This is a genomic window from Trinickia sp. NRRL B-1857 (genome assembly GCF_050470685.1).
Taxonomy (GTDB): Bacteria; Pseudomonadota; Gammaproteobacteria; order Burkholderiales; family Burkholderiaceae; genus Trinickia.
This window is the reverse complement of sequence record NZ_JBFLUK010000001.1, coordinates 248,038-262,313: the sequence shown is the minus strand read 5'-3', so window position 1 is coordinate 262,313 and position 14,276 is coordinate 248,038. Positions and strand designations below refer to the sequence as shown.

At 63.7% G+C, this 14,276-nt stretch carries 11 protein-coding genes; 4 read left to right on the top strand and 7 right to left on the bottom strand.

The window, feature by feature from the left end; translation table 11 throughout:
- Positions 1–2 precede the first annotated feature (2 nt).
- From AB1286_RS01235 to AB1286_RS01220, 4 genes are all read right to left on the bottom strand, one after another.
- Positions 3–1,412 (bottom strand): NarK family nitrate/nitrite MFS transporter, encoded by a 1,410-nt coding sequence (locus tag AB1286_RS01235; RefSeq protein WP_430361550.1) that lies wholly within the window; start codon positions 1,410–1,412, stop codon positions 3–5.
- Between the two features lie 266 nt (positions 1,413–1,678).
- Positions 1,679–2,281 (bottom strand): DJ-1/PfpI family protein, encoded by a 603-nt coding sequence (locus AB1286_RS01230; RefSeq protein WP_430361549.1) that lies wholly within the window; start codon positions 2,279–2,281, stop codon positions 1,679–1,681.
- Between the two features lie 136 nt (positions 2,282–2,417).
- Complete coding sequence (locus tag AB1286_RS01225; protein ID WP_430361548.1) at positions 2,418–2,954, bottom strand: hypothetical protein; 537 nt, start codon at positions 2,952–2,954, stop codon at positions 2,418–2,420.
- Positions 2,947–5,412, bottom strand: coding sequence for an AAA family ATPase (locus AB1286_RS01220; protein WP_430361547.1), 2,466 nt, complete (start codon positions 5,410–5,412; stop codon positions 2,947–2,949). The genes AB1286_RS01225 and AB1286_RS01220 overlap by 8 nt, the downstream gene beginning before the upstream one ends.
- Before the next feature lie 230 nt (positions 5,413–5,642).
- On the opposite strand from AB1286_RS01220, the gene AB1286_RS01215 reads away from it, so the two are divergent.
- Positions 5,643–6,056 carry a hypothetical protein gene (locus AB1286_RS01215; protein ID WP_430361546.1) on the top strand — a complete coding sequence of 138 codons (414 nt, stop codon included), beginning with the start codon at positions 5,643–5,645 and terminating at the stop codon, positions 6,054–6,056.
- A gap of 214 nt (positions 6,057–6,270) precedes the next feature.
- On the top strand, positions 6,271–7,518 hold the full coding sequence (locus AB1286_RS01210; RefSeq protein ID WP_430364951.1) for a sigma-70 family RNA polymerase sigma factor: 1,248 nt from the start codon (positions 6,271–6,273) through the stop codon (positions 7,516–7,518).
- Between the two features lie 82 nt (positions 7,519–7,600).
- On the opposite strand, the gene AB1286_RS01205 is transcribed toward AB1286_RS01210, so the two are convergent.
- Positions 7,601–9,787 carry a prolyl oligopeptidase family serine peptidase gene (locus AB1286_RS01205; protein WP_430361545.1) on the bottom strand — a complete coding sequence of 729 codons (2,187 nt, stop codon included), beginning with the start codon at positions 9,785–9,787 and terminating at the stop codon, positions 7,601–7,603.
- Positions 9,788–9,902: 115 nt separating this feature from the next.
- Positions 9,903–10,775, bottom strand: coding sequence for a LysR family transcriptional regulator (locus tag AB1286_RS01200; RefSeq protein WP_430361544.1), 873 nt, complete (start codon positions 10,773–10,775; stop codon positions 9,903–9,905).
- A 155-nt stretch (positions 10,776–10,930) separates the two neighbouring features.
- Here AB1286_RS01200 and AB1286_RS01195 point away from each other — a divergent pair, with 155 nt between their 5' ends.
- Complete coding sequence (locus tag AB1286_RS01195) at positions 10,931–12,343, top strand: MFS transporter (protein WP_430361543.1); 1,413 nt, start codon at positions 10,931–10,933, stop codon at positions 12,341–12,343.
- Here AB1286_RS01195 and speB read toward each other — a convergent pair.
- Entirely contained in the window at positions 12,340–13,308 is a 969-nt protein-coding gene (gene speB / locus AB1286_RS01190) for an agmatinase (RefSeq protein WP_430361542.1), read from the bottom strand. The two genes, AB1286_RS01195 and speB, sit on opposite strands and share 4 nt — an antisense overlap.
- Positions 13,309–13,864: 556 nt before the next feature.
- Between speB and AB1286_RS01185 the strand changes: the two genes are divergently transcribed.
- A complete protein-coding gene (locus AB1286_RS01185; protein WP_430361541.1) occupies positions 13,865–14,071 on the top strand; it encodes a hypothetical protein in 207 nt (68 codons plus the stop codon).
- The last annotated feature ends 205 nt before the right edge of the window (positions 14,072–14,276 follow it).

The following is a 14,276-nucleotide window of genomic DNA, read 5'->3' as shown; positions in this document are numbered from 1 at the left end:
AATCAGCAAGGCATCGGTGCGCCGCGGCGGGCGTATTGCCACCAGGTGACCGCAATGCAGACGACATAAAAAGCGATGAAGAGGTACAGCGCCGCCTCGGGACCGCCCGTCAGGGCAATCGCGCTGCCGTAACTCTTGGGAATGAAGAAACCGCCGTATGCGGCCATCGCGGCGGAAAAGCCGAGCGTGGCGGCTGCCTCGGTATTGCCTTGGCGTGTGGCGGCCTCGACCGCCTCCCGATCGCTCGACTTAGCTTCGCGCAGATTCAACGCGAGGAAGATCACGGGAATCATCCGGAACGTCGAACCGTTGCCGATGCCGGTCGTGAAGAACAGCACGAGGAAGCTCAAGAAAAAGCCGCCGAAGTTGCCGCCCGAGGGGCCGGACGGCAGGAAAAACAGTACGCCGCCAACCGCCAGCGCCATGACGACGAAATTCCACATCGTCACGCGCGCGCCGCCGAGCTTATCGGCCAGCCAGCCGCCGAACGGACGCACGATCGCGCCGATCAGCGGGCCGAGCCAGGCATAGGCCAGCGGATTGATGCTCGGAAATTCATTCTTGATGAGCAGCGGAAAGCCCGCGGCGTAACCGATGAACGAACCGAAGGTTCCGAGGTAGAGCAGGCACATCAGCCAGTTGTGCTTGCGCCGGAAGATAGCCGCTTGCGTCGCGAACGAGGCCTTCGCCTCGGCGATATCGTTCATCCCGAACCATGCCGCGAGCGAGGCGATCGCGATCCAAGGCACCCAGATGAAAGCCGCGTTCTGCATCCAGACTTGCGTCGTATGACCGGCCTTCACGATCGTTTGCGGCGCCCCGCCGAAGATGCCCAACACACCGGCCGTCACGACGAGCGGGCTCAGAAACTGCACCACCGACACGCCGAGGTTGCCGAGCCCGGCATTCACGCCGAGCGCAGATCCTTTGCGCTCCTTCGGGAAGAAGAAGCTGATGTTGGCCATGCTCGAGCTGAAATTGCCGCCGCCGAAGCCGCACAACAAAGCAAGCGCGAGCATCGTGCCGTAAGGCGTGGTGTTGTCTTGAACGGCGAAGCCGATACCGAGCGCCGGGACGAGCAGCGAGGCAGTCGAGATCGCCGTCCATCTGCGGCCGCCCACCAGCGGCACCATGAACGAATAGAAGATGCGCAGCGTAGCGCCGCTAAGCGCCGGCGCGGCAGCCAGCCAGAAGAGCTGATCGGTGGAGTATTTGAAACCGAGCGCCGGCAGGCTCACGGCCACCACGCTCCACACCTGCCAGATCGCGAAAGCCAGGAACAATGCGGGCACCGAGATCCAGAGGTTGAGCTTGGCGACGGCCTCGCCCTCGCGCTCCCAAAAGGCCTTGTCCTCGGGCGTCCAGATTTCCAGCGTGTGACCGCTTCGCTGAGTCAGCGAACGGATGTTCATGACGGTTCCCCTATCGGTTCATTGTGAACGTCAGTGCAAAGCACTCGACGTTTGCGTCGGACGCATATGCGCCGACGATTCACAAACTAACCGGTCCGCCCATCCGTCGGATTGATGCCGATCAACTACATCAAAGAGTGATATTTCGTGCGACAACGTGTCGGCGAGCGATACGTCGCGTCGATGACCGACGTTGATGCAGGTCAACTGGGCGGGGCCCAGCGAGGGGAAATTTAAATAATGCGGGACAGCTTACCGCGCAAGCTTCATTGAGGTAGATAGGGCGAAAGGTGCTTGAACGCATTGTCCACGTAAGCGGCCTTCTCGCCGACCGGCGCTACGTAGTGCAACGCCTCTTTAGCGGCTTGCACGCCTTCCGTGCGGGCGATGATCCACGCCGCCAGATACGGCGAAGCCAGGCACCCGCCCGCCGTCGCGACGTTGCCCTGCGCGAAGAACGGCTGATCGAGCACTTCGACGCCGGCTTCTTGCACCCAAGGTTTGGTGGTCAGATCTGTACAGGCGGGAACGCCGCCGAGCAAGCCGAGCTTCGCCAGAATCAATGCCCCCGAGCACTGCGCCGCAATCAATTGTCGCGACGGATCGAGCGCAAGTCGCGACATCGTCTGCGCATCGGCCACGATCTCCAGCGTTTTCGAGCCGCTGCCCACCAGTACGGCATCGGCGTCACTCGCCTCCTCGAGCCGCGACTGGACGCGAACGACGAGTCCGTTCATCGACGTCACTTCCGGACCCGGCCCGCACAACGACACGCGCCATTGCGGCTTCTTGATGCGATGGAGAATACCGAACGCGATAAGGGAATCGAGTTCGTTGAATCCGTCGAAAGAAACGATGGCGATGTGCATGGCGCAGCCCTGGATAGTGGATCGTTTGGATGAATACGCCCGCTATCCTATGAGCAAAAGCCAATACAATCAAAAAAATAATCCTCGATATATCGCCCGATGAACCGGGATCCAAGAAAAATCGCCGGACGCGCGATCAAGCCGCCAGTGCGAAATCGAGCGGCCAGCGCTTGCGTAAGCATTCGATAATGTTGAGGTCGAGCGCGGGCGATGCATAGGTCCACTCGAGCGGCGTCTCGGTGAATTTCGGCAGTTTGTCGCAACGAATGCCGACATGCTCGAGCGGAAGGCTGCGCGCGCGATACCACTCGACATCGGCCGCGTGCGCCTCATCCTCGCTGAACACGAGCCATTCCGCGACGAAGGCCGCTTGAGCGCGCTCGAGCTCGTGTCCCACGCCCTGGGGCAGCGGCGAGCGTGGGCCGAGCCCGATATCCTTCGGCGGATAAGCGAGTACCCAATCGTCGTATACGTCGTCGCCGACGCTGTGATAAAAGGCCGTCTCATGAATCGAGTAGTAATGCTCGAGCATGAAGAACGCCGAGACGTACTGCCCGCGCAATGGGCCCGCATACCAGCCGTAGACGTCGCTCCCGTCGACCAGCACCATCACCGCGCACACGAGGCCATGTCCAAGCGGTTGGTACGCGATATAGGCGGCAGGCTCATTCATTTCGCTCTCCCTTCTTGGTCTTCGCGCTTGCGCGCGCGTAGCTGTTTGCGGCCGCGTGCCACTTGTGGCGCAGCATCGTCGCGCGGATCGGTTGCGCGAACGCGCGACGGGCCGCAGCGTAGTTCGCGAGCTTCGCACACACGCGTGCGTTGACGGTATCGGGCGTGAATGCGCCTTGCGCGTCGGCCTGGCCGGCCGGCACGCCCGTTAGCAATTCGATCGCTTCGTCCACCGACGTGACGGCATAAACGTGAAACCGCCCCGCCGCCGAGGCTTCGACGACGTCTTCGCGCAACATCAAATGCTTGACGTTCGCGCGCGGAATGACGACCCCCTGCTCGCCCGTCAGGCCCCGTGCCACGCACAGATCGAAAAAGCCCTCGATCTTCTCGTTGACGCCGCCGATCGCCTGCACTTCGCCGTACTGGTTGATCGATCCGGTCACCGCGAGCGATTGCTTGATCGGCACCTCGCCGAGCGACGACAGCAGCGCGCACAACTCGGCGACCGACGCGCTATCTCCTTCCACCTCGCCGTAGGTTTGCTCGAACGTTAGGCTCGCCGAGACGCATGGCGGTTGACCGCTCGAATACCGCGCCGTGAGGTAAGCCGCGAGCGTCATGACCGCTTTCGAATGGATATTGCCGCCAAGCTTGGCCTCGCGCTGAATATCGACGACTTCGCCTTCGCCTAGATGCGTGCGCGCCGTGATCCGTGCCGGCTGGCCGAATGCCGCGCCGCCGAACTGCGTCACCCACAAACCGTTGACTTGTCCCGCGCGAGCGCCCTCGGTATCGATCAAGAGCGTGCCGCGCAGCATCGCCTCGCGCAAACGCTCGCGAATACGGTCGTGGCGCGCGAGTTGGGCGGCGATTGCTCGCACCACATCCTGACGCTCGACGGCCGCAGCCTTGCGCTCGCGAGCATGGAAATCGGCCTCGCGCAGCAAATCGGCAAGCGTTCGCATATGCAACGAGAGCTTTTCGGCGTCGCCGGCGCTGCGCGCCTGCTGTTCGATGACACGCATGACCGCTTCGCGATCGAGCGGCAGAAGCCCGTGCGAGCGCGCGACCGATGCGAGCAACCGCGCATAGCGCACTTGATTGTCGCCGTCGCGCGGAATATCGTCCTCGAAGTCGGCGGGAACCTTGAACAACTGGGCAAAGTCCGGATCGAGTTCGTACAACAAGTAATAGAGCCAACGATCTCCGAAGAGCACGACCTTGACGTCGAGCGCGATCGGCTCGGGTTCGAGCGATACCGTGCTGACCATGCTAAACATCTCGGCCAGCGATTCGATGCGGACCTCCCGTTTGAACAGCGCTCGCTTGAGCGCGTCCCATGCGAACGGCTGGCGCAACACCTTGTCCATTTCGAGCAACAGATAGCCGCCGTTCGCGCGGTGCAAATCGCCCGGCTTGATCAAGGTGAAATCGGTGACGAGCGTCCCGAACATCGCGCGATGCTCGACTCGGCCGATCAGGTTTTGATAAGACGGAAAGTCTTGAAAGACCACCGGTGCGCCCATCGCCGCGTCTTGATCGAGCAGGACGTTTACGCGATAGCGCGCGAAGAGCGATTCGCCCGCCGTCATGTCGCCTTCGGGCGTCTTGCGAAACGCATCGACGTTGTCGAGCACGTCGAGCTGCACCGCGTCCAAGTAGTTCTGCACGCGCGGTAGATCGACGAAGCCGCGTTTGACGTCGTCGACGAGGTGCGACACCGCGGCCAGCGCCAGATCGCGATTCAACGCGCGGATCCGCTCGCGGCGCTCCTTATGCCAAACCGGCACGAGCCGCAGCAACTTCTCGAGTTGCTCCTTGAGCCCGCCGATACTCGCCTCGATGGCCGCCCGCTCGCTCTCCGGCAAGGCTTCGTATTGCTCCTCGTTCAGCGTATCGCCGCCATGCATCGGCGCGAGCGAAAAGCCCATCGACGTACGGATCAATGCCACGTTGTGCCGCTGCGCTTCGTCGCCGAGCTCGGCGAACGCGTGTTCGTGCCGTTCGTTGAACTCCGCGTCGATCCGCTCGGCGCGCGCACGATACGATTCGCTTTCGAACGTCGCCGGAATCACGACTTTCAATTCCTCGACGAGCTGGTCCATCTCTCGGTGCAACGTCGTGGCGCGGCCCGGCGGCAAACGCAACGCATGCGGTTTGTGCGGCTGCTCGAAATCGTTCACGTAGCACCAGCCGTCGGGTGCAGGCTCGGCTTTCGCGCGGTCGCCGATGATACGCTCGAGCAAGGTCCGCTTGCCGGCGCCCGTGGGACCGAGAACGAATAGGTTGTAGCCGTCGTGTCCGATACCGACGCCCACCCGGATCGCCTCGAGCGCCCGGTCTTGTCCGACGATTTCGTCCAATTCCGGCAACTCTGCGGTCGTGCCGAAGTCGAATTGCTTCGGATCGCACGTGCGGCGCAGGCAATCGGGTGTAACGCGCAATGATTGGGTCATGGCAGCGAGCTAGGCATGCAAAGCGATGTCGTCCATCGTGCCGCGGCGGCGCTCGCGCCCCTTGATCGTCGTCAAGCAAGCGCACGCTCTGCGGCGATTCGCCCGGCTTGATGCCGATCAACAGCCGTTTCGCCGCGCGTGCCTACGATGACTATCATCGTCCCGTGAGCCCGTGGCACCGAGGCGCGTACCAAAATCGAGGGCCGCATCGATGCGGCAAGGAGCATCGTATGGACGAGAACCACGAACGCCGAGCCTTGCTGTTGCACTTGGGCGGCGTTCTACAGACGACGAGCCTGCTGATGGAGCATGAGGGCGCCGAGCAGACGCTGGGCGAGTTGATGGACATTCAGCCGCTATTGGCCGACGTCCCGTTACTCGAATATGCCTACGAACGCATGACCGTGCCCGAATTCGCGGCCGCCGCGCTCCGGGCGTTCTGTCTATGGCCGCAACTGCTGCTGGAAACGCCGCTCGATCATGCGGCGCTGTCCGCGCCTGTGCGCGAGCACTTGTTTCCCGGCAACCCGCAGGGCTGGTCCGCCTACGCGGCGTCGCTGCAAAGCGAAGTCCCTTGGTTCGGCAGGCCGACGGCCGTACCGAACGGCCACAGCGACGATGTGGACATTCGCCGCACCGCCTAGCGCGACAATCCGCCCCGGGGCGGTCGGCATGGGCGGGCCACGCTCGCCCGATTGAAGTTGCGCCGCTCGCCCCCACATGCGGTTCCGTACGAGAGCAGCGGCATCGCGGGCGTCCGCGTTCGCGCCTCGCTTTCGTTAGGGATCCTAACCGGTTGCGGCATGCAGCCTGCGGTTCGTCGTCTCCTTGCTTGAGCGGGTCGTGCCCGTCGATCATATGAATCTGCATACGAATGCGTCATTCGACGCGCCCTTTCTGCGTCGGAGCGCGACGCTCGCCGAGCCATCCGTCGATTCCGACACGCTAGCCCAGCTACTCGAGCTCGCCCGTCGCCAAGGCTACTTGACCGAAGCGGACCTGGCCGATGCGCTTCCCGACGACCCCGATCTCGTCGAGCGCCTGCTCGTCGCATTATCGGAGGTCGGCATCGCCGTACTCGAGGAGCGGCCGCTCGAAAACGGCTTCGAGATCGAGGACACCGCCGCATATGTGGACAGCGATAGCATCCAACACGCGAGCGCGGTCCTCGAAGATGCCGCGGCGGGTGCACGCGTCTCGACGGACCCGCTGACCATCTTCACGCGGCGCATGCATTCGGTGCCGCTGTTGACGCGAGAGGACGAAGTTGCGCTGGCAATCGAAATCGAAGCCGGGCGTGAAATTCTGAGCAATGCGGCCGGTACCGCGCTTAACGACCCGGCGCGGCGGCGCGAAGCGGCCGCCGCCGAGGCCCGTGTCGCGCGCGCGACCGCCCGTATGGTGGAAGCCAACTTGCGGCTCGTGCTGTCGATCGCCAAGCGCTATCAACACCGCGGGCTCGATTTGGCGGACCTCGTCCAGGAAGGAAGCCTGGGGCTGATGCGTGCCGTCGAGAAATTCGAGTATCGACGCGGGTGGAAGTTTTCGACGTATGCGACCTGGTGGATCCGTCAAGCCGTCTCGCGAGCCGTCGCCGATCGGGCGCGCACGATACGCGTGCCCGTTCATGTGGGCGACGAGGCGAGCCGCGTCTGGCGCGCCGCGCATCAACTGCGTCAGCGGACGGGCACCAAGCCCAGCCTCGACGAACTGGCCAAACTCACGGGGCTTGCGCAAGACAAGCTACGCGCATTGCTGGCGTTGCCGGGCGAACCGATGTCGCTTGACGCCCCGGTGGCGGAGGGCGAGGTGTCGCTGGTCGATGCGATCGAGGATGAAACCGGCGTCGATCCGTTCGAAGCGCTTGCGGGCAGCCGCCTGAACGCTTGCGTCGCTGCGCTGCTACAGACGATGCCGCCGGCGCAGGCCGACGTACTGCGCCAGCGCTTCGGGATCGGCGACGACCAGCCACGCACGTACGATGAAATCGCGCAGCGCACCGGCTTAACGCGCGAGCGTGTCCGCCGTATCGAAAAACAGGCGCTGAGCGCGCTGCGTGCATCGGAGAAGGCGCGCGCCGCGCACGCCTTCATCGAGGCGGCTTGATCCTCTCCTCGGCGCCCGACGAGGCGTAGAGGCTGCGCGGCGCTTGTCCGCCCCGGAAACATCCGAAGGCGGACAAAGCGGCTTAGTGCGACTTCGGCTGGAAGGCGCTAGCGCCGGTCTGCCAAAGCGCAAACGCCCATTCGTCCGCAAAACGGTCGGCCGTTTGCTTCACGCTCGAGCCGATGCCGTGCCCCGCGTCGTAGTCGACACGCAACAGCACCGGGCGACCGCTCGACGTAGCCGCTTGCACGCGCGCCGTCATTTTGAGCATGTGCCACGGCGACACGCGCGGATCGTTCGCCCCCGTCGTGAACATGACGGCCGGATACGGCGTGCCGTCATGAATGTGCGCGTAGGCGCTCATCGAGTACACGCCGTGGAAACCGGCTTCCGTCGCCGTCGAGCCCATTTCGGGCACGTTCGGCGGGCCGTTCGGTTCCGTCTCGAAGCGCAGCGTGTCGGACACGCCAACATCGTCGAGCACGACCCGGAACAAGCCCGGATCGATCGTCAAGGCGCCGCCCATTACGATCCCGCCTGCGCTGCGGCCGTTGGCCACGAGGTATTGGCGCTGGGTGTAGCCGTGGTCGATCATGTAATGCGCGCCCGCGAGGAAGTCGAACATCGTGTTGATCTTCCACTGCTTTTGACCGGCGCGATGCCAAGCGTCGCCGTACTCGCCGCCGCCGCGCATATGCACGACCGTCATGATGCCGCCTTGCTCGAACCAAGCGCGCCAGGCGGGTTGGTAGTTCGGATCCATCGAAAGGCCGTAGCTGCCGTAGCCGTAGATGATCGTCGGATGCGTGCCGTCGGCCTTGATGTCCTTCTTCGAAATGATCGACACGGGAACGCGCGTACCGTCATAGCTAATGGCGAAGCTCTCTTGGGCCTGCAAGTCGTCCGATTCGGTCTTCGACGGCGGAATCAAGCCCGTGTCGGCCGCGCCGGCCGCGCCCGGCGCATAGGCGAGCTCGCGCGGCGATTTCGTCCAGCTATGCAGCGCGAACATCACGCCGGGCAACTTCGTATCGGTGGCGAGATCATGGATCGCTCCCGCGAACGGCAGCGCGATCGTCGTATCGTTCTTGCCGTCGAAACCGGCGCGATGCAGCTCGAAGGTCGCCCCTGCGCGTTCGGCCAGGTAGATGCCGTCGGCGCCGAGCGTGAACGAATCGATGACGTTGGTGCCCTCGGGCACGACGACTTGGGCCCGAGCGAGATCGGGATGCGCGAGCGGCGCCGAAACGATCTTGAAACGCGAGGCGTCTTTACCCGTCAGCGCGTAAAGGCGGTCGCCATGCAGCTGCACGTCGACGACGCCGTCCTCGGGGCTGGCGATCTTCCGCCACGGCGTGTCGGCGCCATGGATATCGGCGATGCGCGTCACGTAGAACGTATTCGGATTGTTGTCCATGTTGTGATTGGCCACCGCCACCGCGTACGGCGAATCGGGCGAGACCATCACATAGGCGGCTTGACCTTCGGGCACATCGATCTTCGGCGAGACGCCGCGGCCGAAAACGGCCACATCGCCGTCGCCGTTCTCGTTTTGCCCCAGCACGTGCACGTGTGCAACGGCGTTGTACTCTTGCAGCGCCGGCGGCGTGTCGGGACCGACCTTCGGATAGCGCAGGTAAAAGAACGAGCGGTTGTCGTTACGCCAGGAAACGATGCACGAGCTTGTCCGATCGATCGACTCGGCGAGCTGGCGGCCCGTCTGGACGTCGATCACGTGCAACACGCTTTGCTCCGAGCCCCCTTCCGAAATCCCGTAGGCGACATAGCGGCCGTCCCATGACGGCATGTACCAATCGAGCGCGAAATGGCGCGTGCTGTCGGTCGAAAGCTTCGCCGGATCGACGAGGACGTGTTCCTCGCCGTTCACGCCGTCGCGATAGGCCAGCTTGAGCAGGTTATCGCCTGCGGCGGCCGTTTGATAGAACAGCCGATGGCCGCGGCGCGTAAAGCTCGTGCGGCGCAAGTCGCCGCCCATCAACGTCTCCACGCGCTGAGCCAGCCCCTCGCGCGCCGGAATGGCGGCGAGCGCGCGACGCGTGTAATCGTTTTGCGCCTTCATCCAATCTTGAACTTCGGGGTCCTTCAGATTCTCCATGTAGCGGTAAGGGTCCACGAACGGCGTGCCGAAGTAGACGTTGGTGACGGGACGCACGGGGGCGACGGGGGGAAGATCGGCGGACCAGGAAGCGCTCGAGGCGGTCAGACAGGACAACAGTGTTACGGCTAACAACGGATTGTTTTGTTTCATTGTTGTGTTCGCTCCAAGTAACGACGCGCAAGATTAACGTGTCGCGCGCAACGGCGATAGTAGAGCCTTTGCTCGAGTTTCGGCGCGAACCGCGCATTGCCCACGGCAACGGGATTCACGACGCTTGATCGAACGCCTGCGCGACGGCCTCGATGAACGCCTGAATCCGGGCAGTCTTGTACAAATCGGCATGCGCCACGAGCCAAACGTCGAAGCGGTCGGCCCGGTTGCCCATGACGCGCACGAGTTCGGGCTCCCGATCGGCCCGGAAGCACGGCAGCTCGGTCACGCCGAGCCCGGCGATCGCGGCCTCGAACAGCATCATGGTGGACGAGGTTTGGAATGCCACGCGCCCCCGATGCGTGGACTCGCCGCACAACGCCTCCCACATCGACGGCACGAGATTGCGCTGGTACATGAGCAGATCGTGCCCTTCGAACGCCGCACCCTCGCTGGGCGAGCCGCGCGCCGCCAGGTAGGCGCGCGAGGCATAAATGCCCGATTCCAGCTGGGCCAGGCGCCGAACGATCAAATCGGGCGATTCGGGCCGCAGCGTGCGGATGGCGACGTCGGCCTCGCGCCGAGTCAAGTTCGCAAGGCCCGGCGACGTGACGCAAACCACTTCGATGCCGGGATGCGAAGCCCGGAGCATTGCAATCGCGGGCACGACGAAGCGTTTGCCGAGCGAGTCGGTCGTCGCGACCCGAATCGTGCCGCACAGCTGGTCGTCCATGCCGACGATGCGCCGCTCGATCTGATGGACGGCCTGCTCCATCGCCTCGGCCGGCGCAATCAGCGCCTCGCCGGCGCTCGTCAGCACGTACATCGCCGGGGTGCGCAGAAACAGCCGCGCCGACAGCGCCTCTTCGAGCGCGGCGATACGCCGGCCGACCGTCGCTTGATCCACGCCCAAGCGCGATGCGGCGCCGCGCAATGTGCCCGTGCGCGCGACAGCCAAAAAGAAGCGCGCGTTGTCCCAGTTCGTCATGGCGATTTACGAGTATTCGTAGCGTTTTCGATCGAATTTTTATTGATGCATTTTTGCATCATCGGCTTGCAGATTCACCGCTTTAACGCAGCACCGTCAGTCTATAGACTTCGGTCAGAGTCGGCATCGCACGATGCCGCAAAACGGAGGAATTCATGACGGACTGCGCAGTAGAACCGATCTTTCCCGACCCGGCACGCGAGCGCGCAGATGCCGTGCGCCGGCGCATGGCGCTCGTCCTCGTGGCAAGCGGCATGTTCATGGCGGTCCTCGACACGACGATCGTCAACGTCGCCCTGCCCTCGATGCGCGCGCATCTGAACGCGTCCGTGGCCGGTCTTGCATGGATCGTCGACGCCTATACGCTCAGTTTCGCCGCGCTGATCCTTGCCGGCGGCGTGGCGTCCGACCGGTTCGGTGCCAAATCCGTCTATCTTTGCGGCCTTGCGCTGTTCGTCGCCGCGTCCGCCGCATGCGGGCTCGCGCCGTCCGTCGGCACACTCGTCGCGGCGCGTTTCGCCCAAGGCACCGGGGCGGCATTGTTCCTGCCCGCCTCGCTCTCGATCGTGCGCGCGACGTTCGACGATCCGGCGGAACGTGCGCGCGCCATCGCCGCCTGGGCCGGCATCGCATCGATCGCGGCGGCAATCGGGCCCGTGGCCGGCGGGCTGCTCGTCGACGGGTTCGGCTGGCGCAGCGCGTTTCTCGTGAATGTACCGACGGGCATCGTCGCATTAGCCGGCGCTTGGGCGATCGTTAAGGCGGGTAGCAAGGCCGTCCGTCGAAGCGGCTTCGACCTTCAAGGCCAAGTTGCGAGCACGATCGCACTGGCGGCACTCTGTTTCACGGCGATCGAGCTACCCACGCGAGGCCTAGCCTCCCCCGAGGTTTGGGTGGCGATAGCCGTGACCGTCATATCCGCCGCGGCATTGGCCGCCGTCGAACGACGCGCCGCGCACCCGATGGTCCCGCTCGCTTGGTTCGGCAACGCGAAGTTCGTCGCGATGAACGCGAGCGGCACGCTCGTCTATATCGGCTACTTTTCCGTGCTGTTCCTGCTGAGCCTGTATCTGCACGGCGTACGCGGGCTCGACGCGCGGCACACGGGCCTCGCGATGTTGCCGATGGCCGCGAGCTTGTCGCTCGGTAACGTCCTGGCCGGCAAGCTGCAAGGCCGCGTGAGCGCCACGGGCATGATGACGATCGGTCTTGGGGCGGCCACGCTCGCCGGGCCCGCGATGACGGCGCTATTGGAGACGAACGCACCTTGGGCATGGGTGGTCGCGGCGATGGCCGCCTTCGGTGCGGGCACGGCGCTCTCGGTGCCGCCGATGATTTCGACCATTCTCGAACAGGTGCCGGCCGAATCGGCCGGGGTCGCGTCGGGCTTGCTCAATGCGTTGCGCCAAGCGGGCAGCTTGCTCGGCGTTGCGTTCGCCGGCGCGGCCGCGGTGCTGGCCACGCATTTGTCGACGGCCTTGACGGTCGTGGGCGTGCTAGCGGGAGTCACGTACGCCGGCGCGACGTGCCTCGCCGCCCGATCGACAAACGCGCGCGTTCGCGATTAAGCCGACTCGGGTCCAACCTTGCGCTGCCGCCAAAGGCACAACAGATCGCAGGCGACATGCGCCGCGGCGATCGCCGTGATCTCGGCGTGGTCGTAGGCCGGGGCAACTTCTACGACGTCGGCGCCGACGATGTTCGCTCGACCGAGCGCACGCACGATCGCAAGCGCCTGCGCCGACGACAGCCCACCCGCCACGGGCGTGCCGGTGCCCGGCGCGAATGCGGGATCGAGGCAGTCGATATCAAACGTCAAATACGCGGGCCGCTCGCCCACTACGGCTAGGATCCGCTCGACGGCGGCCCGGGTACCGTGTTCGTGCACCCAGGGCGCATCGAGCACATGCATCCCCATGAAGTCGTCGTTCCAAGTGCGGATTCCGATTTGCACCGACGTGGCCGGATCGATGAGTCCGTCTTTCACAGCCTTGTAGAACATCGTGCCGTGATTGAGGCTATCGGGCTCATCGTCGGGCCAGGTGTCGCAATGCGCATCGAAATGAATCAGAGACAACGGCGCGCCATATCGCTCGGCATGCGCAATCAAAAGCGGATACGTGACGAAATGATCGCCGCCGAGCGTCAGCATCTTCGCGCCACTACGCAAGATGGTCCGTGCGTGCTCGACGATCGCGGGTTTGATCGTGAGCGGATTGTGCGCGTCGAGCCAGCAATCGCCGCAATCGACGACGGCGAGATCGTCGAACGGATCGAAGCCCCACGGATAGGGATTGAGTTCGGCAAGCTGCACGCTGGCGGCGCGAATCGCCGCGGGTCCTAACCGTGCCCCCGAGCGGAACGTCGTGGCTAGATCGAGCGGAATACCGGAGATGGCGACATCGACGCCGTCAAGCTCGCGCGTATAGCGGCGGCGCATGAACGAAAGCACGCCCGCGTAAGTGTTTTCGACCGAAGAGCCGTAATTTGAAGAACGTCGAATGGCGCCGTCGCCGTGAACCCGATCCGTCATGAGAAAAACCTAATATCGTTCAATGCAGCCTAATGAGCGTGGATTTGAGCTCGGAGTATTTTACGAGCGCATGCCTCGATCGCATACCTGCACGCAAGCTCGACCGCCTGCGATCGCCGTCGATCGAAGCGGAAAATCGATCGTTATCCAAACCGTCTCGAAAAATGGGATGTCGCGCAATTTTTCCTGAACATTCTAATCAGATGTCGGTACCGGCGGATCGGCGAACTTTAATGACGCGTATCGGTCGAACGGGAGGTGCTCGCCCGAAGCTGGGCACGCACTGCGGTGCACCATGCATTGCGCGTAAAACCGTGCCCGATTTTTTGGAAAGGGATTGACGGCACGCTTAGCTCATATATGCTGACAGTCAGGTTTCGGCCTTTTTTGTGCGGAAGTACGTCCCCGCGCAACGATTGCACATGCCGAGCGGATTCGCGTGCCGGCGCCGAAACCTTCCGCCTTGTCTCGCGGTTCGCGATGTGTGCCGCGAAGCGAGGCGTGCAATACCCTCCTTGTCACCGAGTCGAGTCATACCGTGAGAGTCCGAGGCCCTTTGGTTAGATGGAACCGTAAGCAGGTCGCGAATCGTATTCGCACCGGCCGCGCCATCGCCGACGGCAGCAACGGCCCGCTTGCGTTCCGCCGGTTCCTGTCCGTCTTCACGATCTTGTCCCGCCGCTGCGTTCGACGTCACAACGTCACGTCCGCACGCGCATACATCGCCGTCCACCTCGACGACGTCGCCTCACTGCTGCCGTAGCGCCTCCTTCCCGTCAGTCCAACGTTCGCATCGTCGCCGGCGCCTCTTACGCGCTCGACTCGCCGCCTATTCGCGTCTTTCGCGAGGCTCGAACTCGCGTAACGCCGGCGCAACGATGCTCACGCTGCGCCTCGCCTGTCGTCGGCTTCGATGTCGACTGCGGCCCACGCACGCATTCGCGCCCAATCAAAATCAATTAGTTAGT